Annotated in this window: 25 protein-coding genes; 12 read left to right on the top strand and 13 right to left on the bottom strand. The window is 61.8% G+C overall.

Features of this window, described 5'->3' with window-relative positions; translation table 11 throughout:
- Positions 1-102: 102 nt before the first annotated feature.
- The 5 genes from J5M56_RS11600 to J5M56_RS11580 all read right to left on the bottom strand — a co-directional run bounded on the left by J5M56_RS11600 (position 103) and on the right by J5M56_RS11580 (position 5,048).
- Positions 103-1,341, bottom strand: a complete 1,239-nt coding sequence (locus J5M56_RS11600; RefSeq protein WP_186478348.1) for a heme biosynthesis HemY N-terminal domain-containing protein — start codon at positions 1,339-1,341, stop codon at positions 103-105.
- Entirely contained in the window at positions 1,338-2,438 is a 1,101-nt protein-coding gene (locus tag J5M56_RS11595) for a uroporphyrinogen-III C-methyltransferase (protein WP_207936927.1), read from the bottom strand. The genes J5M56_RS11600 and J5M56_RS11595 overlap by 4 nt, the downstream gene beginning before the upstream one ends.
- 31 nt (positions 2,439-2,469) lie before the next feature.
- Complete coding sequence (locus J5M56_RS11590; RefSeq protein ID WP_186478346.1) at positions 2,470-3,252, bottom strand: uroporphyrinogen-III synthase; 783 nt, start codon at positions 3,250-3,252, stop codon at positions 2,470-2,472.
- Entirely contained in the window at positions 3,249-4,190 is a 942-nt protein-coding gene (gene hemC / locus J5M56_RS11585; protein ID WP_186478345.1) for a hydroxymethylbilane synthase, read from the bottom strand. Before hemC ends, J5M56_RS11590 begins: the two co-directional genes overlap by 4 nt.
- Positions 4,191-4,304: 114 nt before the next feature.
- Positions 4,305-5,048 carry a LytTR family DNA-binding domain-containing protein gene (locus J5M56_RS11580; RefSeq protein WP_186478344.1) on the bottom strand — a complete coding sequence of 248 codons (744 nt, stop codon included), beginning with the start codon at positions 5,046-5,048 and terminating at the stop codon, positions 4,305-4,307.
- Positions 5,049-5,357: 309 nt separating this feature from the next.
- Here J5M56_RS11580 and argH point away from each other — a divergent pair, with 309 nt between their 5' ends.
- Positions 5,358-6,752, top strand: coding sequence for an argininosuccinate lyase (gene argH / locus J5M56_RS11575; RefSeq protein ID WP_186478343.1), 1,395 nt, complete (start codon positions 5,358-5,360; stop codon positions 6,750-6,752).
- Positions 6,753-6,834: 82 nt separating this feature from the next.
- Here the strand turns inward: argH and J5M56_RS11570 are convergent, their stop codons facing one another.
- Positions 6,835-7,497, bottom strand: a complete 663-nt coding sequence (locus J5M56_RS11570; protein WP_060478663.1) for a glutathione S-transferase — start codon at positions 7,495-7,497, stop codon at positions 6,835-6,837.
- Positions 7,498-7,644: 147 nt separating this feature from the next.
- On the opposite strand from J5M56_RS11570, the gene J5M56_RS11565 reads away from it, so the two are divergent.
- From J5M56_RS11565 to J5M56_RS11550, 4 genes are all read left to right on the top strand, one after another.
- Entirely contained in the window at positions 7,645-7,944 is a 300-nt protein-coding gene (locus J5M56_RS11565) for a hypothetical protein (protein WP_060478662.1), read from the top strand.
- Between the two features lie 69 nt (positions 7,945-8,013).
- The gene (locus tag J5M56_RS11560) at positions 8,014-8,259 is read left to right on the top strand and encodes a TIGR02647 family protein (protein WP_060478661.1); all 246 of its coding nucleotides are present in this window, start codon (positions 8,014-8,016) and stop codon (positions 8,257-8,259) included.
- Positions 8,260-8,398: 139 nt separating this feature from the next.
- Positions 8,399-11,272 carry a class I adenylate cyclase gene (locus tag J5M56_RS11555; protein ID WP_207936925.1) on the top strand — a complete coding sequence of 958 codons (2,874 nt, stop codon included), beginning with the start codon at positions 8,399-8,401 and terminating at the stop codon, positions 11,270-11,272.
- A gap of 68 nt (positions 11,273-11,340) precedes the next feature.
- Entirely contained in the window at positions 11,341-12,183 is an 843-nt protein-coding gene (locus tag J5M56_RS11550) for a hypothetical protein (RefSeq protein WP_186478340.1), read from the top strand.
- Positions 12,184-12,198: 15 nt separating this feature from the next.
- Here J5M56_RS11550 and rnk read toward each other — a convergent pair whose 3' ends face one another.
- From rnk to cyaY, 3 genes are all read right to left on the bottom strand, one after another.
- Complete coding sequence (rnk, locus tag J5M56_RS11545; RefSeq protein WP_060478658.1) at positions 12,199-12,609, bottom strand: nucleoside diphosphate kinase regulator; 411 nt, start codon at positions 12,607-12,609, stop codon at positions 12,199-12,201.
- Positions 12,610-12,741: 132 nt separating this feature from the next.
- Positions 12,742-12,954 carry a DUF1289 domain-containing protein gene (locus tag J5M56_RS11540; RefSeq protein ID WP_060479951.1) on the bottom strand — a complete coding sequence of 71 codons (213 nt, stop codon included), beginning with the start codon at positions 12,952-12,954 and terminating at the stop codon, positions 12,742-12,744.
- Position 12,955: 1 nt separating this feature from the next.
- The gene (cyaY, locus tag J5M56_RS11535; protein ID WP_016489767.1) at positions 12,956-13,288 is read right to left on the bottom strand and encodes an iron donor protein CyaY; all 333 of its coding nucleotides are present in this window, start codon (positions 13,286-13,288) and stop codon (positions 12,956-12,958) included.
- A gap of 215 nt (positions 13,289-13,503) precedes the next feature.
- Here cyaY and J5M56_RS11530 point away from each other — a divergent pair, with 215 nt between their 5' ends.
- Genes J5M56_RS11530 through J5M56_RS11505 form a run of 6 tightly spaced genes read left to right on the top strand, consistent with a single transcriptional unit; the run spans position 13,504 to position 18,108 of the window.
- On the top strand, positions 13,504-13,707 hold the full coding sequence (locus tag J5M56_RS11530) for a lipoprotein (RefSeq protein ID WP_060479952.1): 204 nt from the start codon (positions 13,504-13,506) through the stop codon (positions 13,705-13,707).
- Between the two features lie 9 nt (positions 13,708-13,716).
- Positions 13,717-14,964: a diaminopimelate decarboxylase gene (lysA, locus tag J5M56_RS11525; protein ID WP_186478339.1), complete on the top strand. Its 1,248-nt coding sequence runs from the start codon at positions 13,717-13,719 to the stop codon at positions 14,962-14,964.
- 4 nt (positions 14,965-14,968) lie between these two features.
- Complete coding sequence (dapF, locus tag J5M56_RS11520) at positions 14,969-15,799, top strand: diaminopimelate epimerase (protein WP_060479954.1); 831 nt, start codon at positions 14,969-14,971, stop codon at positions 15,797-15,799.
- A gap of 13 nt (positions 15,800-15,812) precedes the next feature.
- Complete coding sequence (locus J5M56_RS11515; protein WP_186478338.1) at positions 15,813-16,517, top strand: DUF484 family protein; 705 nt, start codon at positions 15,813-15,815, stop codon at positions 16,515-16,517.
- Positions 16,517-17,416 carry a tyrosine recombinase XerC gene (xerC, locus tag J5M56_RS11510; RefSeq protein ID WP_186478337.1) on the top strand — a complete coding sequence of 300 codons (900 nt, stop codon included), beginning with the start codon at positions 16,517-16,519 and terminating at the stop codon, positions 17,414-17,416. Before J5M56_RS11515 ends, xerC begins: the two co-directional genes overlap by 1 nt.
- Entirely contained in the window at positions 17,413-18,108 is a 696-nt protein-coding gene (locus J5M56_RS11505) for an HAD family hydrolase (protein WP_186478336.1), read from the top strand. Before xerC ends, J5M56_RS11505 begins: the two co-directional genes overlap by 4 nt.
- 78 nt (positions 18,109-18,186) lie before the next feature.
- On the opposite strand, the gene sutA is transcribed toward J5M56_RS11505, so the two are convergent.
- From sutA to glnK, 3 genes are all read right to left on the bottom strand, one after another.
- Positions 18,187-18,516: a transcriptional regulator SutA gene (sutA, locus tag J5M56_RS11500; RefSeq protein WP_060479958.1), complete on the bottom strand. Its 330-nt coding sequence runs from the start codon at positions 18,514-18,516 to the stop codon at positions 18,187-18,189.
- Between the two features lie 429 nt (positions 18,517-18,945).
- On the bottom strand, positions 18,946-20,280 hold the full coding sequence (locus J5M56_RS11495) for an ammonium transporter (protein WP_186478335.1): 1,335 nt from the start codon (positions 20,278-20,280) through the stop codon (positions 18,946-18,948).
- Between the two features lie 48 nt (positions 20,281-20,328).
- Positions 20,329-20,667 (bottom strand): P-II family nitrogen regulator, encoded by a 339-nt coding sequence (gene glnK / locus J5M56_RS11490; protein ID WP_002555808.1) that lies wholly within the window; start codon positions 20,665-20,667, stop codon positions 20,329-20,331.
- 401 nt (positions 20,668-21,068) lie between these two features.
- Between glnK and J5M56_RS11485 the strand changes: the two genes are divergently transcribed.
- Positions 21,069-21,332 carry an accessory factor UbiK family protein gene (locus J5M56_RS11485; protein WP_060479960.1) on the top strand — a complete coding sequence of 88 codons (264 nt, stop codon included), beginning with the start codon at positions 21,069-21,071 and terminating at the stop codon, positions 21,330-21,332.
- Positions 21,333-21,351: 19 nt separating this feature from the next.
- Here the strand turns inward: J5M56_RS11485 and J5M56_RS11480 are convergent, their stop codons facing one another.
- On the bottom strand, positions 21,352-23,364 hold the full coding sequence (locus tag J5M56_RS11480) for a DUF4034 domain-containing protein (RefSeq protein ID WP_207936923.1): 2,013 nt from the start codon (positions 23,362-23,364) through the stop codon (positions 21,352-21,354).
- Positions 23,365-23,380 lie beyond the last annotated feature (16 nt).

Below are 23,380 nucleotides of genomic sequence, written 5' to 3'. Positions count from 1 at the left end.
GCTTGTAGGAAACTTCTCAGGGAAGGTTGCGAAATTAACTTTCCACTAGAAAGGCGTCATCCGCCCACATGAGCCCGCGCGCCACGCGGGCTCATGGTGCACTCAGGCCCGCTCGCTCTCGGGCAACGGCAGCGCCAGTAGACGCTCATCAAGCAAGCCCAAACCTTCTTGAAACAGCTGATTACTGCGTTCGGTTTCGCCCAAGCTGGCCAGCAGGCGCGCAAGCTCGGCACAAGCTTCTGGATTACGCTCCATGCGCAGGCTGCTCTCGAGATAATCGCGCGCTTTGCCCCACAAACGGTTCTGCAGGCTCAGCCGACCAAGCGTGAGCAACAGGCTTGGATCTTGCGGATGTTCTTTCAACCAGCCCTCTGCAGCCTGCAACTGCCGCGCAGGGTCATCGCCGCGTACCAGGCCGTACAAGCGCGCAAGGTGGCTTTCGTAGTTGCGCTTGAGCGCGGTACGCAGCACCTGCTCGGCTTCACCTTGAGCACCCAGCTGGCGCAACTGTTCCGCATAGGCCAGCACCAGCTGTGGCTCCTGGCGCTGGGCTGCGGTCAATTGCTGCCAGGCCCGCTCGAGTGCCTGGCGCGAGGCTTGCAAATCCTCGCCTCGGGTTGTGGCCAGGCCAAGGTTCTGGCCCCATGCCCGCTTCTCCAACGCAGCGAGCTCATCGACCGGCAGTACCTTGCCTTTGCGCAGATCCGGCAGCAGACGAATCAACGCCGACCAGTCACCACGCTCCAGGTGCAGGCGCTGCAACAGGCGCAACACCTGGGCGTTATGAGGATGGCGCTCGTTCATGGCCATCAACGTTTCTAATGCAGCATCGTGCTCGCCTCGGTCCATCTGCAATTGCGCGTGGGTCAGTGCAATGGCCAGCTCGGCCTGGGGCTGGCGCTCCAGCGCACGCTCCAGCAGGTTGTCGCTGTCCTCCTTTCGCCCCAGTTCATTGGCTGCACGCGCGGCGCCAAGGTAATAAAGCAATGGCTGGCGCTCGGCCTCGGCAGCACGGTGCAGGTGACGCTGCGCACTGGCCCAGCGACCCTCGGCCAGGTCCAGTTGGCCTTGTTCGATGGCGATTCGCACCCTTCGGCTGCGGTTGCGCCGCGACCAAGGGTTGACCACGCCACTTGAAGTCAGCAGCAATCCAACCAGGTAGCGCAGCAGCAACAGCAGCAGGATCACGCCAGCCAAGGCCGCGAGCGCAGCCCACAGCCCGGACTGATAACGGAAGCTCCCATAGCTGATCAGCACATAACCCGTATGCTTGGCCACTGCGATGCCCAAGGCTGCAGCGACCACGATCGCCAGCACGGCCAGCAGGTAGACACGCTTCATGGTTTGCCCCCTTGCGCCTCAGCAGGCAGATGGCGGCGCTGGATATAGGCCTGCACCGCCGCCAGGCTTTCGCTCAGGTCCGGGGTGACTACCGATACCGGCTGATCGGCCAACGCGTTGAGGCTGTCGAGCATCGCCTTGCTTTGCGGATTGTCTGCGTTGAAGTTGGCCAGCAGCACGCTGCGCGCATCATCCAAAGCCTGGGTATAGACCTTGGCTTCGCCGTTGAGGGCAGCCCACTGGGCCTGCTCAAGGGTCAGGCTTAAAGCCAGTCGCAGCTGGTTCAACTGCTGCCCGGCCAGCAACGGCCGCACATTGTCGTCAGCATTGAAGTCGATCTGGAAGTACTTGGAAATTTCCGACCACCACTGGGACAGGCGGCTAGCCACATCGCCGTCGCTGCTCAGCGCGCCGAGCGCGTTGGCATTGCTGGTGAACTCCGGGGATTGGGCGCTCAGTTGCTGCACCAGGTCGCGCTGGGCGGCAAGCTTGAGGAACAGGCCAGTGCGGTCGGGTTGTTGGGTGCTGTTGAGCGTAGCCAGGCTACGCGCCAGTTCCTCGCGAGCGGCAAATGCACCCGGGTCGCTCTGTTCGCGCAGGATTTGGTCGGCACCTTCGACCAGCGCTTTGGCGCTGGTGATATCCTGCAGCGCCGACAAGCGCAGGGTCGCCAGGCGCAGTAGATGTTCAGCTTCGGCCAAACGCCACTCTTTGCGGCTTTCGCCCAGCACGGTTTCCAAGCGCTGGCTCAGACGTTGCTGATCGCCCTGCAGTTGCGCTACCAAACGGCGACGGTCTTCCAGCTCGCTGGCTGCCGGCAGGCTCGCCAGCTGCGCGCTGATCTGCTGCTCGCGCTGCTGCAGCGCTACGGCGCGCTGGTCAAGCGTTTCGATGTGCTGGCCCTGGTTCAGGGCGCTGCTTTGAAGGTGGCGCACTTGCCAGACACCCCAACCACCGGCGGCTAGCCCAGCGGCACCCAGCAACAGCGCTAGCACGGCCAGACCATTGCCAGAGCGCTTGACGGGCTTGTCGGTGAAAGGTTGCGCCGGCTCCTGCGCCGACGGCTGATCATTGTTGGACAAGACAGTTTCGCTCACGTATCCATCCTTCGCATGGGGGCGCTTCGCGCTAGTTCGAAGCGCCTTGAGAGGCAGGTGCAACACTACGCTGCACCGCTGCCAGCAAAGCCGTGGCGCTCGCGCCATGGCAATCCACAACCTTTAGGGCACCAGCGGCCCGGGCCTGCTCCGCGACCCGCGGGCTCGGCACGAACAACGGCAGGCTGGCCAGCTGCGGCCAATCGGTGGCGGCCAGCTGCTGCAGATGTTCAAGACCCTGCCCACTGCTGACCACCAGGCCATTGAGGCGTTCCGCTTCAATGCGTCGCATCAGCGTACCGGCCGGGTACTCCGGCAGGCAGCGACGATACAGTTCCAGATAATCGACACTAGCACCTTGCTCTGCAAGACGCTCGGCGAGCAGTTCACGACCTCCCACGCCTCGAACGATCAGCACACGCGCCTGAGGCACGCTGATGGCCTGGTGCAAGGCCGCAAGCTTGAGCAATGCTTCGCTGTCGTCACCTTCGGTAGGGAACGATACCCGAAGCCCGGCGCCCTGCAAGACGGCTGCCGTGGCCTGCCCCACGGTAAACCAGGCTGCCACGGGCGCCTGCCGGCCAGCTCGCTGCAACTGCTCAAGCAATAGGCGCGCAGCGGGCTTGCTGACCACAATGATGGCTTGGTACTGCGCCAGCCCGGCCAATTGGCGCAGGGGGCCGTCTGCCAAGGCAACGGGCTCGATGGCCAGCAACGGCAAGCAACTGCTGGCCACACCCGCGCAGGCCAGCTGCTGCGCCAGTACCGCGCAGTCCTCTTCAGGCCGGGTCAGCAGCAGGCGCCAGGTGCTCACGGATGCCCGGCCTCACCGTAGACCTCTTCGAGGATGGCTTGCGCGCCCTGCCCCAGAAGATCTTCGGCAACCTGCACACCCAGGCTTTGCGCAGCTTCGCGCGGCGCGCGGGCCTCGGCCATCAGCAGGGTGCCGCCACTGGGCTGGCCGACCATGCCGCGCAGCCACAGCTGGTCACCTTCAAGCACTGCGTAACAGGCGATCGGCACCTGACAGCCGCCATTGAGGCGTTTGTTCAAGGCGCGCTCAGCGACCACGCGGTCGGCGGTATCTGCATGGTGCAGTGGCGCCAGCAATTGATGAATTTCGCTGTCCGCGCTGCGGCACTCGATACCCACTGCGCCCTGGCCGCCGGCTGGCAGGCTGTCGTCGACGCCCATGCTGGCAGTGATGCGGTCTTCGAAACCTAGGCGTATCAGACCTGCCGCCGCGAGGATGATGGCGTCGTACTCTCCGGCATCGAGCTTGGCCAGGCGAGTGTTGACGTTACCGCGCAGGAAGTGGATTTTCAGGTCCGGCCGACGGGCCAGCAACTGCGCCTGGCGGCGCAGGCTGGAAGTGCCGACGATGCTACCGGCGGGCAAAGCCGCAAGGCTGGCATGTTTGTTCGAAACGAAGGCATCGCGCGGGTCTTCGCGCTCGCAGATGCAATACAGCCCCAGGCCGTCGGGGAAGTCCATGGGCACATCCTTCATCGAATGCACCGCGATGTCGGCTTCATTGTCCAGCAGGGCGTTTTCCAGCTCCTTGACGAAAAGGCCCTTGCCGCCGATTTTCGCCAGCGGTGCATCGAGCAGCTTGTCGCCGCGGCTGACCATCGGCACCAGGGTCACCAGCAGCCCGGGGTGGGCCTGCTCGAGGCGGGCTTTGACGTATTCGGCCTGCCACAGGGCCAAGGCACTTTTACGGGTGGCAATGCGGATTTCGCGAGTGGACATGAAACGCCCCGATCCAAAGAAATGCCGCTGATGATAACAGCATCATCGGCATCGCTAGCAGATGTGGGTCAGGAACCTGTCGAGGCCTGTAGCGGCGGGCGCGGCAGCACAGCCTCAAAGGGACTGCATCATTTTGCGCACGCCCGCCACATGCCGACGGCTAACGGTCAGCGCATCACCGTCCAAGCCCTTGAGGAACAACTGAAAATGCCCCAGGGGTGTGCGTTGCAGGCGCTCGATGCGCTCACGGGCTACCAATGCATTACGGTGGATGCGCACGAAACGTTCGCCGAATTCGTCCTCCAAAGCCTTGAGCGGCTCATCCAGCAATACCTCGCCGGTTTCGTGACGCAAGGTGACGTATTTGTGATCGGCGATGAAATAAATGACTTGTGGCAATGGAATCAGCTCGATCCCTTTGCGCGTGCGGGCACTGATGTGGCTGCGCGGGCTGCCACCCTCGCTGCCAGGCCGAGTCAGTGCTGCCAACTGGGCACGGTTGGGTTTATCGGCCTTGCGCAGTGCATCGCGCAGGGCCTGGGGCTGAATCGGCTTGGTCACGTTGCTGAGGGTGCTGTCTTTGAACGCCTCGGCGCCGTATTCATCGTCACCGGTGCAGAACACCACCGAAGGGGGCGACTCGCGCTCGCAGAGGCGAGCGGCGACCTGCAGGCCATCCAGGCCTGGCATGCCGATGTCCAGCAGCACCACATCCGGCTTGAGGCTTTCGATCAGCGCCAGGGCCTCTTCGCCATTCGTGGCGCTGGGCTCCAGCACGGTGTACCCCTCCAGTTCAGCGATCATGCGTGTGAGGCGGTCACGGGCTTGGGGTTCATCATCAACGATCAGGACATTCATAATTGCTCTGGATTCCTGAGTGAGTCTCGCACAGGTATAGCGTAGACAAGAGCAGGTCGAGCGACGCTGCGGTCACGCTCTAGACCGGTACGAAGGCCAAAGATTCACTGAGCCGGCAGAAACGCTGCCAGTCCTCTGTCCAACTGTAGACGGTCCATGGAACACTGCCGTTCAATCGGTGAATATCGTCGTGTGCGACATTGGGGTGTGTTTTGCAACGGTTTCTGTCGACCGACGCCCTGCGGCGCAAGGCCCAACCCTGCTATCATCGGCGCCACTTTTTCGTTCACGCCTGCAATGAGTGAATCCATGAGCACCGACAAGACCAATCAGTCCTGGGGCGGCCGCTTCAGTGAACCCGTCGACGCCTTCGTCGCCCGTTTCACCGCCTCGGTCGACTTCGACAAGCGCCTGTACCGCCACGACATCATGGGTTCGATCGCCCACGCCAGCATGCTGGCGCAGGTCGGCGTACTGAGCGATGCCGAACGCGACACCATCATCGATGGCCTGAAAACTATTCAGGGTGAAATCGAGGCCGGCAGTTTCGACTGGCGCGTCGACCTTGAAGACGTACACATGAACATCGAAGCGCGCCTGACCGACCGCATCGGTATCACCGGCAAGAAGCTGCACACAGGCCGCAGCCGCAACGACCAGGTGGCCACCGATATCCGTCTGTGGCTGCGTGACGAGATCGACCTGATCCTTGCCGAAATCACCCGCCTGCAGCAGGGCCTGCTGGAGCAGGCCGAGCGTGAAGCCGAAACCATCATGCCTGGGTTCACTCACCTGCAAACCGCCCAGCCGGTGACTTTCGGCCACCACCTGCTGGCCTGGTTCGAAATGCTCAGCCGCGACTACGAGCGCCTGGTGGACTGCCGCAAGCGCACCAACCGCATGCCTCTGGGCAGTGCCGCACTGGCCGGTACCACCTACCCGATCAACCGTGAGCTGACCTGCCAGCTGCTGGGCTTCGAAGCCGTGGCCGGCAACTCGCTGGACGGCGTTTCGGATCGTGACTTCGCCATTGAGTTCTGCGCTGCCGCCAGCGTGGCGATGATGCACCTGTCGCGCTTCTCCGAAGAGCTGGTGCTGTGGACCAGCGCCCAATTCCAGTTCATCGACCTGCCTGATCGCTTCTGCACCGGCAGCTCGATCATGCCGCAGAAAAAGAACCCCGACGTACCTGAACTGGTGCGCGGCAAGAGCGGCCGAGTGTTCGGCGCGCTGACCGGGCTGTTGACCCTGATGAAAGGCCAGCCACTGGCCTACAACAAAGACAACCAGGAAGACAAAGAGCCGCTGTTCGACGCTGCCGACACGCTGCGCGACTCGCTGCGCGCCTTCGCCGACATGATCCCGGCGATCAAGCCCAAGCACGCGATCATGCGCGAAGCGGCCCTGCGCGGCTTCTCGACCGCCACCGACCTGGCCGACTACCTGGTCCGACGTGGCCTGCCGTTCCGTGATTGCCACGAAATCGTCGGCCATGCCGTGAAGTATGGCGTGGACACCGGCAAAGACCTGGCCGAAATGAGCCTGGACGAGCTGCGCCAGTTCAGCGACCAGATCGAGCAGGATGTGTTCGCCGTGCTGACTCTGGAAGGCTCGGTGAACGCGCGTGACCACATCGGTGGTACCGCCCCGGCCCAGGTTCGCGCTGCGGTCGCGCGCGGCAAGGCGCTGCTGGCTTCGCGCTGACTCCTATCGCCAGCGCGTGCTCTGGATCGCCGGTGAAGCCTTTACAGCGAAGGCTTCACTGGCGACGGCTTGCGCTGAGCCCTCAGCGTTTACCGCTGCGGATCATTTCCATGAAGGCTGGCATCGCAGCCTCCTTATCCGCCACGATCCGTGCCATGTGCGGGTTCTCGCCCATCAGCTGCAGCAACGCCTTGGCCTGGGGGAAGTCCGCCAGCAGGTCGATGCCCAGTACCTTCTTGCCCACTGCGCACGCAAGGTCCACCGAGAAGCAGAACATCAGGTCGGCCAGGGTCAGCTGTTCACCCGCCACGTAAGGCGCGAAGCGACCATTGCGCTTGAGGGTGGCGAACCCGGCCAGCAATTCGGTGCGCGCACGCTCCTTGATCAGCGGCTCCACCGCCATGCCGAAGAACGACTCGGCATAGCAGGTACGTGCTGGCAACTCGATATACAGTTCGATTTCTTTTAGCAGCTCGCGCACTTTGGCCTGGCTGAACGGGTCGCTTGGCAGCAGCGCTTTACCTGGCTGGGTCTGCTCGATGTAGTCGAGGATGACGCTGGTTTCGCTGATAAAGCCGTGCTCGGTTTCCAGCACTGGCACCTTGCCGCGCGGGCTGACATCCAGCGCATGCGGCGCTTGCCCGCCGTAGAACGTGACCTCTTCAAAAGGCACGCCTTTCTCCAGCAGGGCCAGCTTGACCATGTTGTAGTAGTTGCTGACCGAGAATCCGTGAAGCTTGAGCATGGGGTTACAGCCTCCAGGCCGTGTGGGAATGGCCCGGCTGTTATAGACCGTCTACCGTTGCCTGACCAGCGTCATGCACACGGTCGATGACCGGGCATTGCCAGCGAAGGCATGGCAAACTGTCCCTCCCACCCAAGGAGTACCGCCATGAGCGAACATGACGAAATCGACAACGACGACGAAGCCTTCGCCGAGGCGACCCTGACCGAAGCCATCGAGAACCAGATCGAAAGCGGTGAACCGCCGGCCGCCAAGGCCACGTTCAACAAACTGACTCTGGTGGGCTACGAGCGCGAAGACATTCTCAACCTCATGGCCCACGTGCTGGCCATCGAAATCGACAACATGCTCAAGGAAGATCGCCCATTCAACGGCCAGTGGTACGAAGACGCCCTTCGCGCCTTGCCCGAGCTGCCGCCTGAGGCAGATCAAGGCGACGACGCATAACCCGACTACACTCCAGGGTCAGGCACCGCTGGCGGTGCCGCCATCCTTGTCTGGAAGTCAGGAGTCGCCATGTCCTTCACCCCCGAACTGATCGCCGAAATGGAAGTGCTCGCCCTGTTCAACCTGGACAGCAACCAAGAAGGGATCAAGATCCACGCAAACGCCTCCCCCACCCTGGTTGCCGCCGCGCAACGCCTGTATGACAAGCAGGTGACCGATCAGCCTGACGGTGGCTACCTTACAAGCCTTGGGCATGATGCGGCAGAAAGCGTGCAGCTGCTGCTCAACATCCTCAAGGCACCGCAGCCGGCCTGAACCCATGCCGCCCTCTTCGCGCAACGCTGCGCGAAGAGGGCGTTAGAAAAATGGCGCCAATAATCCATATTCCGCTTATCCCACTGCACCACTCAGGCTAAACTCGCCACTGTTCCCCGGCCCGCCCCCCGAGTGTGCAATGAGCCACCCCCACGAAATCCGCCCTGACCTGGACGAAGGAATCGACCGCAAGGTGCTGGCGACATTGCGTGCGCGGTTTCTACACATCAACCAATGCCGGCTGGAGCGGGCAATGGAGGGGCTTTCGAGCCGCCAGCAGCTGGTCCTGACCCTGCTGCCGCTGTTGTTCCACGTCAACCACCCGCTATTGCCAGGCTACGTTTCTGGCGCCACCCCCGCAGGGGTTGCGGGGTACGAACCGCATGCCGAGCAAATCGCCGATGCGCAGCGCCTGGCACGCTCGTTCGCTTACAAGACCCGCCACGGCAACCCACCACGGCCAATTCATGGCCTATTTCTGATGGGCAGCTTGGGCTCGCTGGCTCAGGCCGAACAAAGCGACATGGATCTTTGGGTCTGCCATGCCCCTGGCCTGGACGAGGCCCAGCGCGAGGAGCTGCGGCGCAAATGCCTGCTGCTGGAAACTTGGGCAGCCAGCCAAGGCGCCGAAGCACATTTTTTTCTGATCCACCCCCAAAGCTTCGCCCAGGGCCAGCGTGACAGCCAGCTCAGCTCCGACGATTGCGGCACTACCCAGCACTATCTGTTACTCGATGAGTTCTATCGCACCGCCATCTGGCTAGCCGGGCGCACGCCGCTATGGTGGTTGGTGCCGGCCTATGAAGAGCACAACTACCAGGCTTACACGCAAACACTTTTGTCCAAGCGGTTCATTCGTAACCAGGACGCCCTCGACCTCGGCAACCTGGCGCATATTCCGCCCAGGGAATATGTCGGTGCCGGCCTGTGGCAGCTTTATAAAGCCATTGATTCGCCCTATAAATCGCTGCTCAAGCTGCTACTCACCGAAGCTTACGCCAGCGAGCACCCGAACGTGCGCTGCCTGAGCCTGGACTACAAGCAGGCGGTATTTGCCAATCACCTAGACCTTGACGAGCTCGACCCATACGTCATGGTGTACCGCCGAATAGAACGCTATCTGCAGGGCCGCGGCGAAACCGCACGTCTCGAACTGGTTCGGCGCAGCCTGTACCTGAAGGTCAATAAGAAGCTGAGCAGCCTGGACCGCAGCCGCAGTAACGGCTGGCAACGTCAACTGCTGCAACGCCTGACTGATGAATGGGGGTGGGACGCGCGCCAGTTAGCCATGCTCGACAGCCGCAGCCAGTGGAAGGTGCGTCAGGTCGCTGTCGAACGCCGGGAGGTGGTGGCAGAACTCAACCAGAGCTATCGCTTTCTCGGCCGATTCGCGCAAAGCCAGGGCGCCAGCAGCCGTGCCGAACTACGCGACCTCAATGTGCTGGGCCGGCGCCTGTACGCAGCGTTCGAGCGCCGGGCCGGCAAGATCGAAGTGATCAACCCTGGTATTGCTCCAGACATCGCCGAAGACACCCTGACCCTGGTGCAATCACCGAACCGCAAGGAACCTGGTACGTATCACTGGGGGCTGTACAACGGCAACCTGGCGGTGCACGAATGGGAGCATTTCAACCCGATCAAGCGTTGCCGCGAGCTGCTTGAACTGTTGACCTGGGCACACCGCAACGGGGTCATAGACACCACGACGCGGCTGGCCCTGCACCCCGGTGACAGCGACCTCAGCGAGTTCGAACTGTTCAACCTGCTCAGCAGCCTGCAGCAAAGCATTCCTCTGCCACTGGGTAGCGTCAGCGAAGAATATCTGCTGCAACCGAGCGCGGCGAACGCAGTCCTGCTGCTGGTGAATGTCGGCGTCGACCCGCTGCGCCAACACCGCGACCTGAACATCTTGATGACCACCGAGCGCACCGACTCGCTGAGCTATGCCGGTGTGCGCGAGAACCTGGTACTGACCCTGGACCAGATCACACTCAATAGCTGGAACGAGGTCCTGGTACAGCGTTACGACGGTGAGCACGCCCTGCTGCGTTGCCTGCAGGACTTTCTCAACAGCCTGGGCCAACGAAACCATCGCCCACATTTACAGGTGCGCTGCTTCTGCCACAACCGCGCCCAGGCCATCAGCCAGCGGGTGGAAGAGATTTTCGACACGGCGCAGCTGCTGCTCGACCAGCGCCTGAATCACCGCTACCTGCTGCAAGTGGCGCAATACATCCATGTACTGGAATTGCTGCCCGGCCAGGTCAGCCTGGCAACCATGGCCGACCATGAAGCCCTGCTGGCTCACCTGGGCGAAGTGCGCAGCTGCTACAGCCCCTTGTACCTTGATGGCAATGCCCTGCAGGACTACGACCTGCCCCTGCTGCTGGAGCAAGGCCGGCGCAATTGCATTCAGGTGTTTTATCGCCTGTTCGATGGCTGGGCCGACCTGTATGTGCTGGATGAGTACAACGCGTTGTGGCAACAGCGCCTGCCGTTCTCTGATGAAAGCCACCTGCTGCTGCCGTTGCAACGTTTTCTGCATTCTGTGGTGATGCGCCACGACGCGCGCTTGCCACTGGATAGCCTGCAACTGGCCACACTGGAAATTCAGTACGCGCAATTGATGCCTTCAGGTCCGGGCAAAGCACGTAGTGTCGAACCAAGGCCTGCGCCAAGCGTTGCCAGCGGCCAGCCTTATTACGAGGTGCAGGCCATCGTACAGGCAGGTGCACAGGGCGTAATGCACGTTACGTTGTATTGTGATCAGCGGGAGTTCTCCGAACTGGAGCATGGTGCCCTGCTCTACCAGGCAGTGGCCCGGCAGATCCTTGGGCAGCGCCGCGCAGCCGCGCAGTATCGCTGCTACATCACTGACCTGGACCTTTCCGAACTGCTGAAGGACGAGCAGGGCTCGACCAGCCTCTACCTGCATTACAAGGGTCAACTTGAGCATGCGCTCAACCGGGGACTGGAGCAGATCCAGGCTGCGCCCGTCAACTCAACCCACTGACATTTCCCTCTGCATAGCCATGTGTGCCAGCGACATGCTCGAGCCTCATTCAATGACTGAGGTGTGTCATGAACAAGCAGAACTGGATGGGCAGTTTGCCCGAGCTGGGTCGCCTGCGTATTGATCAGCTGATCCTGCCGGGCAGCCATGATTCGGGCATGGATAAACAAGCCGACAACATCGTACCGCCCCAAGAGGTGACTCAGGACGTCGCGTGCATCGAGCAGATTCGGGGGGGTATTCGGGTGCTGGACCTGCGTGTGCGTGCCAACCGCGAATACACGCCCGATTCACCCAACCGATACAAGCTGTATCACATGAGTACATCGGGGCGTACCGTGCTGGGCGACATCGTCGCCGAGCTGCAGCGTTTCTATGCCGAGCCTGGCAATGAACGAGAAATCATCATCCTCGACTTCCATCAGTTCGATAATTTCAGTGCTCAGGAGCACGAGTGGCTGCTAGCTATGCTGGACAAGCACTTGGGCCAGCGGATCATCCCCTATGACTTGCACCCACTGACCCTGGAGCAGTTGTGGAATGACTACCCAGGCAAAACGGTGGTGATCGCCTACAACGATAAAGCTGCACCCGGCCACTGGGACGGCGTGGAACAGGTCTGGATGGGTGAGAACACACCTTCGACCGCAGAATTGAAAGCTTTCATGGACCACAACAGCAAGCGCTATAAGCCCGATGGCACGCTACGCTCGATCCAGTGCGCCAAGTACAACAAAGTGCTGTTCACCCCTGACGACTTCAGCGACAAGATCGATGAGTGGTTCGAATCCGTAGACCTCGACAGCTACATCCAGGGCTTCCACATCATCAATACCGATTGGTCGCTACGCAGCCGTATCGTCGACAACTGCATCCACGCTTGCCTGCTCAGGGCGCAGAACACGCCCTGAAGGACCGGGCTGGGATTAGAGCTCGAAATCGCCTGCGGCCTCTGGCTGGTATTCGACCTCGAGCAGTTTGAGCTTCAACGTCTTGCCCCCTGGCGCCGGCCAGTCGATCTGCTCGCCTACCGACAAGCCCAGCAGCGCACAACCGATCGGCGCCAGGATCGAAACCTTGCCCTCACCGCCCGCGTCCTTGGGGTACACCAGCGTCAGGTGGTAGTCCTTGCCGCTGGCTTGCTCCTGGCAATGCACCCGCGAGTTCATGGTCACCACACCAGCAGGCACTTGCTCATGGCCGACCACCTGACCGGCACGGTCCAGCTCTTGCTGCAAGGCAAGCACCCCCGGCGTGCTTTCGTCGAGGCTGTCGATCAGGCGCTCCAGACGCTGTACGTCCAGCCGGGTGAGGATGAGGGAAGGCTTGGTGCTCATGATCCAGTCAGGCTCCTTTGAACAGGCGGTTTTCTACCCGCAGATAAAGCAAAACCCCGCCCAAGGGCGGGGTTTGTGGATGCTTTCGCGTCACCGACGCATAGCCCGACACTACCACAGCCGGGCAAATACTCAAGCCCGTGCGCGCAGCGCCTGGGCCTCGCGGCAAATCTGCCGGCGGCGCTCGTCGTCGGCCGAACGCCATTCACGAATGTGCTCGACGTGCCGGTGGCAGCCGGTGCAGACCCGCTGCTCATCGAGCCTGCACACGCTGATGCAGGGTGAAGGCACCGCAGGACTTACATTGCTGTACAGCGGCTTGGGCGGCCGCGCCTGGCTTGCCATGTCAGATCTCGTCGAAGTCCAGCTTTTCGCCGGCCCGCTCCCAGACAATACGCTCGAGCATCTCGCCCAAGAGCTCCTCGCTCTTCTCGCACACCCACTTGCCGCTCTCTTCGTCGTAGTCGAAGTGAAAGCCTCCGGAGCGGTCAGCCAACCACAGCTGACGCAGCGGCTCCTGGCGACTGAAGATCAACTGCGCCCCCCCTTCGAACTTGACCGTCAGCACGCCGGCCGAATTTTCCATGTCCAGGTCCAGGCCGCTTTCGTCGAACAGGTCTTCCAAGGCCTGTTGGGTGGCGTCGACCAGATCATGGAAACGCGCTTCGCTCAAACTCATTGCAAGAACCTCGAAATTGGCTGCTTTACGGGCAAGCCCGGCAAGATACGGGCGCCGAGCACTGAATGCAAAGGTTTAGCCCTCCAGGCGCTGCCCCCAGACACGCTAATGGCAGCTAAGCATAGCCCGCCCGACGGATCGGCTCTTGCATAGGCAATCCACCGGTCGCTCGGTATACTCGGGCGCAATACTGCATATTTCAAAGGATTTCACCCATGAAGCGCCTGATTTCCTCGCTCGCGGCGCTGGTCGCGGTTGCCTGCCTCGTTTCGGCCTGCGGTCAGAAGGGCCCTCTGTATCTGCCAGAAGACGGCAAAGACGGCAAAGGCCCGAAAAGCTCGCACCAGCACCAGCACGCGCCTGCGGTCCAACCGCAAGACGAGCAGCCCATTGAGCCCGAGCAGACGCCAGAGCAGTAAGGAAATCAGATGAACGCTTTCAACTACCGCGACGGTGAACTGTTCGCGGAGGGCGTGGCCCTGTCGGCCATCGCCGAACGTTTCGGCACCCCCACCTACGTTTACTCGCGCGCACACATCGAAGCCCAGTACCGCAGCTACACCGATGCCCTGCAAGGCACCGAGCACCTGGTGTGCTTCGCCGTCAAAGCCAACTCCAACCTTGGCGTGCTGAACGTCCTGGCGCGCTTGGGCGCGGGTTTCGATATCGTCTCCGGTGGTGAGCTGGAGCGTGTGCTGGCCGCTGGCGGGCGAGCCGATCGCGTGGTGTTCTCCGGCGTCGGCAAAACCCGCGAAGACATGCGCCGCGCTCTGGAAGTCGGCGTTCACTGCTTCAATGTCGAATCCACCGACGAGCTCGAGCGTCTGCAAGTGGTTGCTGCCCAGATGGGCAAGATCGCCCCGATCTCACTGCGCGTTAACCCGGACGTCGATGCCGGCACCCACCCGTACATCTCAACCGGCCTGAAAGAGAACAAGTTCGGCATCGCCATCGCCGATGCCGAAGCGATCTACGTGCGCGCCGCACAGTTGCCGAACCTGGAGGTGGTCGGTGTCGACTGCCATATCGGTTCGCAATTGACCACCGTCGACCCGTTCCTCGATGCCCTCGACCGTCTGCTTGCCCTAGTAGATCGCCTGGCCGAGTGCGGCATCCACCTGCGCCATCTGGACCTCGGCGGCGGCGTTGGTGTGCGCTATCGCGACGAAGAGCCGCCACTGGTGGCGGACTACATCAAAGCCATCCGCGAGCGCGTCGGCAGCCGCGACTTGGCCCTGGTATTCGAGCCTGGCCGCTACATCGTGGCCAACGCCGGCGCCCTGCTGACCCGCGTGGAATACCTCAAGCACACCGAACACAAAGACTTCGCCATCATCGATGCGGCGATGAACGACTTGATCCGCCCGGCCCTGTACCAGGCCTGGATGGGTGTCAGCGCGGTCAGCCCGCGGGCCGGCGAAGGCCGTGCCTATGACCTGGTCGGGCCGATCTGCGAGACCGGCGACTTCCTCGCCAAAGACCGCGTATTGAACCTGGTCGAAGGCGACCTGCTGGCGGTGGAGTCGGCGGGCGCCTATGGTTTCGTCATGAGCTCCAACTACAACACCCGTGGCCGTTGCGCGGAAATCCTGGTCGACGGCGAGCAGGCTTTCGAAGTCCGTCGCCGCGAAACCATCGCCGAACTGTACGCTGGCGAAAGCCTGCTGCCGGAGTGAACCCATGCTGCTGCGCTTTACCAAGATGCATGGGCTGGGCAACGACTTCATGGTCCTGGACCTGGTCAGTCAGCACGCACACATCCAGCCCAAGCACGCCAAGCAATGGGGCGATCGCCATACCGGTATCGGCTTCGATCAACTGCTGATCGTCGAGGCGCCAAGCAATCCGGAAGTGGATTTCCGCTACCGGATCTTCAACGCCGACGGCTCTGAGGTCGAACAGTGCGGCAACGGTGCGCGCTGCTTCGCCCGCTTCGTGCTGGATAAGCGCCTGACTGCGAAGAAGCGTATCCGCGTGGAAACCAAGGGCGGCATCATCGAACTGGACGTGCAGAACGACGGCCAGGTGTGTGTCGACATGGGCCCGCCGCGCTTCGTTCCGGCAGATATCCCGTTCATCGCCGATGAACAGGCGCTGAGCTACCCCCTCGACGTCGACGGCCAGTCGCATTCGATAGCCGCCGTATCCATGGGTAACCCCCACGCCGTGTTGCGCGTCGATGACGTGCACTCGGCGCCGGTCCATGAACTGGGTCCTAAAATCGAAAACCACCCGCGCTTTCCGCAGCGAGTGAATGCCGGTTTCCTTCAGGTCATCGACCGCCACCGCGCCAACTTGCGAGTATGGGAGCGTGGTGCCGGCGAGACGCGTGCCTGCGGCACCGGTGCCTGTGCCGCGGCCGTGGCTGCGATCAGCCAGGGCTGGATGGACTCACCCGTAACCCTCGACCTACCGGGTGGGCGCCTGAACATCGAATGGGCTGGCCCGGGCAAGCCCGTGTTGATGACCGGCCCTGCCGTGCGGGTTTTCGAAGGACAGGTTCGTCTCTAAGCGAGTAACCGCCATGACCGATCAGCCAGTATCCCAGCAGCCCAACGAGCTCGACGCCGAAGCGGTGGTCGCCTACTTGCGTGCCCACCCGACTTTCTTCGCCGAGCACGACGAGCTGCTGGTCGAGCAACGCATCCCTCACCAGCGCGGCGACAGCGTGTCGCTGGTGGAACGCCAGCTCAAGCTGCTGCGCGACCGCAACATCGAGATGCGCCATCGCCTGTCGCAACTGATGGACGTGGCCCGCGACAACGACAGGCTATTCGACAAGACCCGTCGGCTGATTCTCGACCTGCTCGATGCCGCGAGCCTGGAAGAAGTGGTGATGGCCGTCGAAGACAGCCTTCGCCAGGAGTTTCAGGTGCCCTTCGTCAGCCTGATCCTCTTTGGCGACCACGCAGCGCCGGTCGGCCGCTGGGTGAGCAATGCCGAAGCCCAGCAAGCCATCGGCGGCCTATTAGGCGGCGGCAAGACGGTCAGTGGCAACCTGCGCGAACATGAACTGGCCTTTTTGTTCGGCAAAGACCAGCAGCAGGAGGTAGGCTCCAGCGCGGTCGCAGCGCTGGAATATCAGGGGCTGCATGGGGTGCTGGCCATCGGTAGTCGCGACCCTCAACATTACAAGAGCAGCGTGGGTACTCTGTTCCTTGGCTATATCGCCGAGGTACTTGGCCGTGTGGTCCCCCGCGTCACCCAACCGCTGCGCTCGGTACGCTGATGGAACGCCAGCTGGAGGCTTATTGCGCTCACCTGCGCAACGAGCGCCAGGTGTCGGACCATACCTTGCTGGCCTACCGCCGCGACCTCGACAAGGTCATCGAATACTGCAACAGCCAAGGCATCGGCGGGTGGGGCGCGTTGCAAGCGCCACAACTGCGCCAGCTCATCGCCCGCCAGCACCACCATGGGCAGTCTTCGCGCAGCCTGGCGCGGTTGCTCTCAGCGGTGCGCGGCCTGTACCGCTACCTCAATCGCGAGGGCCTGTGCCAGCATGATCCGGCCACGGGCCTGAGCGCACCGAAGGGCGAGCGCCGGCTGCCCAAGGTGCTGGACACTGACCGCGCCCTGCAATTGCTCGACGGCGGCGTCGACGACGACTTCATCGCTCGCCGCGACCAGGCGATCCTCGAGCTGTTCTACTCCTCCGGCCTGCGCCTTTCGGAGCTGAACAATCTTGACCTCGAACAGCTCGATTTGGCCGCAGGCCTTGTGCAGGTGCTGGGCAAGGGCAGTAAGACCCGCGTGCTGCCGGTCGGCCGCAAGGCCCGCGAGGCATTGCAGGCCTGGTTGAAGCTGCGCGGTATCGGTGGTCCACTCGACAGCGCAGTGTTCATTACCCGCCAGGGCAAGCGCATGAGCCCGCGCGCGATCCAGCTGCGGGTAAAGACCGCCGGTGAGCGTGAACTGGGCCAGCACCTGCACCCACACATGCTTCGCCACTCTTTCGCCAGCCATGTGCTGGAATCGTCCCAGGACCTGCGAGCGGTGCAGGAAATGCTCGGCCACGCCGACATCAGCACCACACAGATTTATACCCACCTGGACTTCCAACACTTGGCCGCGGTGTACGACAGCGCCCACCCTCGGGCCAAACGCAGCAAAGGCAAAGACTCATGAGCATCAAGCTGATCACTTTCGACCTCGACGACACCCTTTGGGACACCGCGCCTGTGATTGCCAGCGCCGAGATCGTGCTGCGCGACTGGCTCGAAGCCAACGCGCCTATGCTCGCGAGTGTGCCGGTTGAACATTTGTTCGCCATCCGCGAACGCCTGGTACAGGCCGAGCCGGGCCTTAAACATCGCATCAGCGCCCTGCGCAGACGTGTGCTGTTACACGCCTTGAAGGCGGTTGGCTACAGCGAAAATCAGGCCCAGGCATTGGCCAACGAAGGCTTCGAAGTGTTCTTGCATGCCCGCCATCAGGTAGAAGTGTTCCCCGAGGTACAACCGCTGCTGGAGATCCTGCGCCAGCATTACACTTTGGGCGTGATCACCAATGGCAACGCCGATGTGCGCCGGCTGGGTTTGGCGGATTACTTCCGCTTTGCACTGTGTGCCGAAGACCTGGGTATCGGCAAACCGGACCCGGCGCCGTTCATCGAGGCGCTAAAGCGTGGCGAGGTTGAGGCCAGCGCCGCGGTGCACGTCGGCGATCACCCAGGCGACGATATTGCTGGCGCCCAACGCGCCGGGCTGCGTGCAGTGTGGTTCAACCCGCAGAGCAAGGCCTGGGCTGGCGAGCAAGCTCCAGATGCAGAAATCCAGCGTTTGTCGCAGCTACCCGAGGTGCTTGCGCGCTGGCGCTGACAGTGCTGATGCACTTACCTGGCTGAAATTCAGACAAAAAAAAGCCCGCAGCGACGGCGGGCTTTTCTAGCGCAGCCACTAGATAGGGCGGCTGCCGTATTTGTTGTCCGGCTTCTTGGGCGGATCGGCGACAACGTTGGCTTCGACTTCCTGGACCTTGCCGCCGCGAGCGAGGAACTCTTCCATGGCCTTGGCCAGGGCATCACGCTCCTTCTGCTTGGCTTCCACGCTCGGCATTTCGTCTACCGAGACGGCAGCCTTGGATTTGCCCTTGGCAACCGGAGCCGCACTGCTGTCGTCATCGCCAGCGTCTTCGGCAACATCATCGGCGGCCGTTTCGAGGCCGTCATCGGCCTCGTCTTCGTCGCCTACTTCGAGGTCATCATTTTCCAGATCGTCGTCGCTCATGTTCTACCTCATGACTTGCAAAAAGCAGGTTAGTTATAGACCGGTGCAGCCGTAGACCGGCAGCCACCAGCGAAAATTCAACTGGCCGTAGGCTGGCCACTGCCTTGGGGGCGGTGCTCCTGATGGGAGGTTTTGCCCCCACAGAACCTGCAGTTGGCAGGCCTGGGAAATTTTTTGGGCGCCCTAGTGGCCACACGCTATTGGCAAGCCTAGCAAAAGGCTGGCGAAGCGCGCGGGCCTTGTCAAACAGCCCTCGGCGCGCATTCTAGCGCGCCCGTGGAAAAAGCAAAGCTCCATAAACGCCCTGTGACTTGTAAGTTTTTGGCCTACGTCGCGAACGTGGCGGATAAACCGTTTGCACTGCGGCAAATGTTGAAAAACAGGCAAAAAAATGCCCGGCGAACCGGGCAAATTTTTAGCAGCTTGCGATTACAGGTTGTAGCCGCGTTCGTTGTGTTGAGCCAGGTCGAGGCCGACCGACTCTTCTTCTTCGTTGACCCGCAGGCCCATGACCATATCCAGCACCTTGAGAATCACGTAGGTGACGATGGCGGTATAGCCGACGGTGAAAATCACGCCCTTGGCTTGTACCCAGACCTGGGCACCGATATCGGTGACCGTGCCGAAGCCGCCCAGGGCCGGTGCCGCGAATACGCCGGTGAGGATGGCACCGATGATGCCGCCAACGCCGTGCACGCCGAAAGCGTCGAGCGAATCGTCATAACCCAGCTTGCGCTTGAGGGTGGTAGCGCAGAAATAGCAGACTACGCCCGAGGCGAGGCCGATCACCAACGCGCCCATCGGGCCCACGGTGCCAGCAGCCGGGGTGATGGCAACCAGGCCAGCGACCACACCCGAGGCAATGCCCAACGCGCTCGGCTTACCGTGACCGATCCACTCGGCGAACATCCAGCCCAGCGCAGCAGCGGCAGTAGCGATTTGAGTCACCAGCATGGCCATGCCGGCGGTGCCGTTGGCGGCGGCGGCGGAACCTGCGTTGAAGCCGAACCAGCCGATCCACAGCATGGCCGCGCCCATCAGGGTGTAGCCCAGGTTATGAGGCGCCATTGGGGTAGTCGGGTAGCCCTTGCGCTTGCCCAGTACCAGGCAGCAGACCAGGCCTGCGATACCGGCGTTGATATGCACCACGGTGCCGCCGGCGAAGTCGAGCACGCCCCAATCCCACATCAGTGCACCGTCACCGCTCCAGACCATATGGGCGATCGGCGCGTAGACCAGGGTGAACCAGATGCCCATGAACACCAGCATCGCCGAAAACTTCATGCGCTCGGCAAAGGCACCGACGATCAGCGCCGGGGTGATGATGGCGAAGGTCATCTGGAAGGTGATGAATACCGCTTCAGGGAACAGCGCGGTAGCCGAGGTCAGGTTCTCGGGTGTTACACCACTGAGGAACGCCTTGGAGAAGCCACCGACGAAGGAATTGAAGTTCAGCACGCCTTTTTCCATACCAGCGGTATCGAAGGCCATGCTGTAGCCATAAATGACCCAGAGAATGCTGATCAGGCCGGTGATGGCAAAGCACTGCATCATCACCGACAGCACGTTCTTGGAACGCACCATGCCGCCGTAGAACAGGGCCAGGCCTGGAATGGTCATGAACAGCACCAGCGCTGTGGAGGTGAGCATCCAGGCGGTATCGCCGGAGTTCAGCACCGGGGCGGCTGTTTCCTCTGCCAGGGCGAGCCCGGGCATTACGAGGGACAATAGGGCTCCTAGCCCTGCGATCTTACGCAGAGTCATGTTGTTTTCTCCTGGGGCGTTGGGTTTGGTGAGGCTTTTTTCGGCGCTTTAGATCGCGTCGGTATCGGTTTCGCCGGTACGGATGCGGATCGCCTGCTCCAGATTCACCACGAAGATCTTGCCGTCACCGATCTTGCCGGTGTTGGCCGCCTTGGTGATGGCTTCGATCACTCGATCAAGGTCCTTGTCGTCGATGGCGACGTCGATCTTCACCTTAGGCAGGAAGTCGACCACATATTCCGCACCGCGATACAGCTCGGTGTGGCCCTTCTGCCGGCCGAAACCTTTGACTTCGGTGACGGTAATGCCCTGCACGCCGATTTCCGACAACGACTCGCGCACGTCGTCCAGCTTGAACGGCTTGATGATGGCTGTGACTAGCTTCATGAAACTCTCTCCCGATTTGGTGGACTTGCCCCAGGAAAACAAACCCGTCTCAAGTCTAAGCGCAGCGGTTGGCTTTGTAACGCGTCGTCGGCATCCGGCTCCGCGTGCGCACTGCCTGGTCACAAGGAACTGCATCAGTGCATGGCTCGCACAGGTCATTGCAGAAACCTTGCCAGTTCCGTTAAAGCGCCGCAAAACAGCGAGTTATGTGAATTTCCGAGGTTTGGCCAGTCGCCACTATGGCAATCATGCACAATTTCGGTGCGAGTTGATTGGGCGCTCTGCTCAAATAAAGTGCGGCAGCCTAGTGCAACGGCTATACCGGGCGATGCGTCATCAAGTGCCAAGTTGCCCCGTGTTACACTGCGAGCCATTTCTCAGTATCAGTGGACAGCCGAACCATGCTCGCGCCCAAAGCCCTTCTCGACGCCCTGAGCGACCAGGCCTCGCGCCTGTTCAGCAGCGACACCGCCCAGCCTCGCGCCGAACTGGAAAGCCAGTTCAAGGTGCTGATGCAAGGTGCCTTCAGCAAGCTGGACCTGGTAAGCCGCGAAGAATTCGATAGCCAGATGGTCGTCTTGGCACGCACCCGTGCTCGCCTGGAGGCCCTCGAGAAACAGGTCGCAGAGCTAGAAGCCCGGCTCGCCCCCGCAGCCCAGGAGTAAGCGCCGGCCTGGGCTTGGATCAAGCCGAAGCCTGGTGCTCGCCGGTAACCTTGGGCGGCAGTTCGCAGGCCTGCAGGTCGCCCCGAAACAACGCTGCGCCGCACACAGTGAACAGGGTTTTGACGCGGCTGTGGGAGTTACGGATCTCTGCCTGTATCGCCTCGATCAGTGGGTCGCTGGACTGCAGTGCCACGGCGCGATTGGCCCATTCGATAGCGGCAAAGCGGCTCTGTTTTCGCGTGCCGGAGCCCTGCATCCATGCCAGCCCGAGCTCAGCACAGGCGCGCGCAGCAATGCCGGTTTCACGATGCTCGCTAAGCGCCAGCAGGTAGCCAACTGCTTGGACGCGCTCAGACGTATCCCCATACTGACGCAGTAAGATACCCAGCTGTAACTGCGCCTTGGCATGGATGGGCGGATGAATGACAGCGTCAAGCAGAAACCGCTTGACCACCAGCATTGCCTTGCGGTCCTCAAGCCCTTGCGCAAGCGCCATTCGCTGACAGGCCAGGTTGAACTTGGCCAATGGGTGCCCTGCTTGGGCTGCGCGCAATAACCAATGTTCGGCAGCTTTATTGCTCAGGTAGTGCTTTGGCGTATTGCCCAGCCAGCCCCGGTGCAGATCGTAGAGTGCAATGGCTGCATCCGAAAGCTTCAACTGTGCGCAGCCTTCGTACAGAAAATACGCTGCGTCGTGCATGTTCGCAGCCCAGAGCAGGCGTGGCACATCCAGCACCTCAAAGCCCCACTCGTGCTGCCCGCTTGGGCGCTTGACCGCCCATTGCAGCCAATGGTAGGCCTGTTCGCAAGACTGCACGAAACCCCATAGCCCAAAGCGATGACCCACAGCCCGCAACGCATAGGCCGCTGGCTGCCGACGGTCGTCGCACAGGCGCTCAGTCACCCTTTGCAGTAGCTGTGCAGCATCTTCTGCCTCGTTGAACAGCGCCAGGCACACCAGGCTATGAAAAGATTCGCCAATGGCCGGGAGGTAACCTTGTTCAGGGTAAAGCGCGACGCTATCGACGAAATCGCGCAGCGCGCCGGGATAATCCTGCATCGTATTGCGCCGCAAGGCGCCCCGCCGGGCCAGCAGCGTCGCACGCTCCTTGGGCCTGAGTTCGCGCTCGGCCCATTGGCCGAAGGTGCTGTGCCAGGCATTGACCTGCGGCAACTGCTTGGCCTGCGGCAACGAAAAAGTGTCCTCTACGGCCAGCCAGCGAATCGCATTGCGCAGTGCCTCTGGCCAACCCTGACACAGCGGGCCGCTGGCCAGTGCGTCGACCGCCGCATCACTGCCGCCCCAACGGGGCGTGAGGTAAGAGGCGTAGGTCTCGACCGCCTCGAAGCAGCCGGGAAACCAAACCAGAGCCTGGCGCAGCCAGTAGTCCCGAGCATTTTCCGCCTGCCCGAGCAGGCGAGGGCTCAACCCGGACGGCAATGCTTGGGGCAGCTCCAGCAAGGGGGTCAGGCCATATTTGACCAACAGCGGAGCAGCGGCCTCTTGCACTTCCACATCGGCGTGCAGGCTGGGCCGATCACGCGCCGCCTGCCCTGCGAACAACTCGACCAACCAGCCGGGCTCGCGCAGGTATGCAGTGATGTGCAGCATGCCAATAACAGCGGCCACCGGTTGAGTGCTGCGATGCATCGCCCGCAAAAAGTGCGCAGCGCCCTGCTCACAGGCCTGTTCGGCAGCCAGCCAGCGCTCTGCGCAAACCTTTCGCGGGCCGGCCTGATCGAGAATGTGGCAGGCTCGGCTCCAACAGTGAAAGCCCATCACCACCTGGGGATGATAGGCACGCGGGCATGCCTCGATCCACGCGTTGATGGTGTGGGTCAGGGCCTTGTCGCCCTGCAGGTCAGGATCGAGCATGTAGCCTTTTATCGCCTCAAGGTAGGCAGGGCACTCACCGAGAGGTGCCTGCCGCCACTGAACCTGAAGTGCATCGAACAGGCGGTTCAGTTCAGCGAATTCAGAGGCCTGTACCCGTTCTCGGATCTGTTGACGGGTGCGAATTAGGGTGTGCACGGGCTGTACCTTAAAG

Origin of the sequence: Pseudomonas sp. 51_B, from assembly GCF_017491595.1 — a bacterium.
GTDB lineage: Bacteria > Pseudomonadota > Gammaproteobacteria > Pseudomonadales > Pseudomonadaceae > Aquipseudomonas > Aquipseudomonas promysalinigenes.
The sequence above is the reverse complement of the archived record's forward strand: the minus strand, read 5'-3'. Positions and strand labels throughout refer to the sequence as shown.

Excerpts from the sequence above, each read along its gene's own strand:
- glnK (WP_002555808.1), bottom strand. The coding sequence starts at position 20,667 with ATGAAGCTAGTCACAGCCATCATCAAGCCGTTCAAGCTGGACGACGTG.
- hemC (WP_186478345.1), bottom strand. The coding sequence starts at position 4,190 with ATGTCCACTCGCGAAATCCGCATTGCCACCCGTAAAAGTGCCTTGGCC.
- dapF (WP_060479954.1), top strand. The coding sequence starts at position 14,969 with ATGCTGCTGCGCTTTACCAAGATGCATGGGCTGGGCAACGACTTCATG.
- J5M56_RS11515 (WP_186478338.1), top strand. The coding sequence starts at position 15,813 with ATGACCGATCAGCCAGTATCCCAGCAGCCCAACGAGCTCGACGCCGAA.
- J5M56_RS11580 (WP_186478344.1), bottom strand. The coding sequence starts at position 5,048 with ATGAATGTCCTGATCGTTGATGATGAACCCCAAGCCCGTGACCGCCTC.
- xerC (WP_186478337.1), top strand. The coding sequence starts at position 16,517 with ATGGAACGCCAGCTGGAGGCTTATTGCGCTCACCTGCGCAACGAGCGC.
- J5M56_RS11600 (WP_186478348.1), bottom strand. The coding sequence starts at position 1,341 with ATGAAGCGTGTCTACCTGCTGGCCGTGCTGGCGATCGTGGTCGCTGCA.
- J5M56_RS11485 (WP_060479960.1), top strand. The coding sequence starts at position 21,069 with ATGCTCGCGCCCAAAGCCCTTCTCGACGCCCTGAGCGACCAGGCCTCG.
- J5M56_RS11530 (WP_060479952.1), top strand. The coding sequence starts at position 13,504 with ATGAAGCGCCTGATTTCCTCGCTCGCGGCGCTGGTCGCGGTTGCCTGC.
- rnk (WP_060478658.1), bottom strand. The coding sequence starts at position 12,609 with ATGAGCACCAAGCCTTCCCTCATCCTCACCCGGCTGGACGTACAGCGT.
- J5M56_RS11560 (WP_060478661.1), top strand. The coding sequence starts at position 8,014 with ATGTCCTTCACCCCCGAACTGATCGCCGAAATGGAAGTGCTCGCCCTG.
- J5M56_RS11495 (WP_186478335.1), bottom strand. The coding sequence starts at position 20,280 with ATGACTCTGCGTAAGATCGCAGGGCTAGGAGCCCTATTGTCCCTCGTA.
- J5M56_RS11555 (WP_207936925.1), top strand. The coding sequence starts at position 8,399 with ATGAGCCACCCCCACGAAATCCGCCCTGACCTGGACGAAGGAATCGAC.
- J5M56_RS11570 (WP_060478663.1), bottom strand. The coding sequence starts at position 7,497 with ATGCTCAAGCTTCACGGATTCTCGGTCAGCAACTACTACAACATGGTC.
- argH (WP_186478343.1), top strand. The coding sequence starts at position 5,358 with ATGAGCACCGACAAGACCAATCAGTCCTGGGGCGGCCGCTTCAGTGAA.
- J5M56_RS11550 (WP_186478340.1), top strand. The coding sequence starts at position 11,341 with ATGAACAAGCAGAACTGGATGGGCAGTTTGCCCGAGCTGGGTCGCCTG.
- J5M56_RS11505 (WP_186478336.1), top strand. The coding sequence starts at position 17,413 with ATGAGCATCAAGCTGATCACTTTCGACCTCGACGACACCCTTTGGGAC.
- J5M56_RS11540 (WP_060479951.1), bottom strand. The coding sequence starts at position 12,954 with ATGGCAAGCCAGGCGCGGCCGCCCAAGCCGCTGTACAGCAATGTAAGT.
- lysA (WP_186478339.1), top strand. The coding sequence starts at position 13,717 with ATGAACGCTTTCAACTACCGCGACGGTGAACTGTTCGCGGAGGGCGTG.
- cyaY (WP_016489767.1), bottom strand. The coding sequence starts at position 13,288 with ATGAGTTTGAGCGAAGCGCGTTTCCATGATCTGGTCGACGCCACCCAA.
- J5M56_RS11565 (WP_060478662.1), top strand. The coding sequence starts at position 7,645 with ATGAGCGAACATGACGAAATCGACAACGACGACGAAGCCTTCGCCGAG.
- sutA (WP_060479958.1), bottom strand. The coding sequence starts at position 18,516 with ATGAGCGACGACGATCTGGAAAATGATGACCTCGAAGTAGGCGACGAA.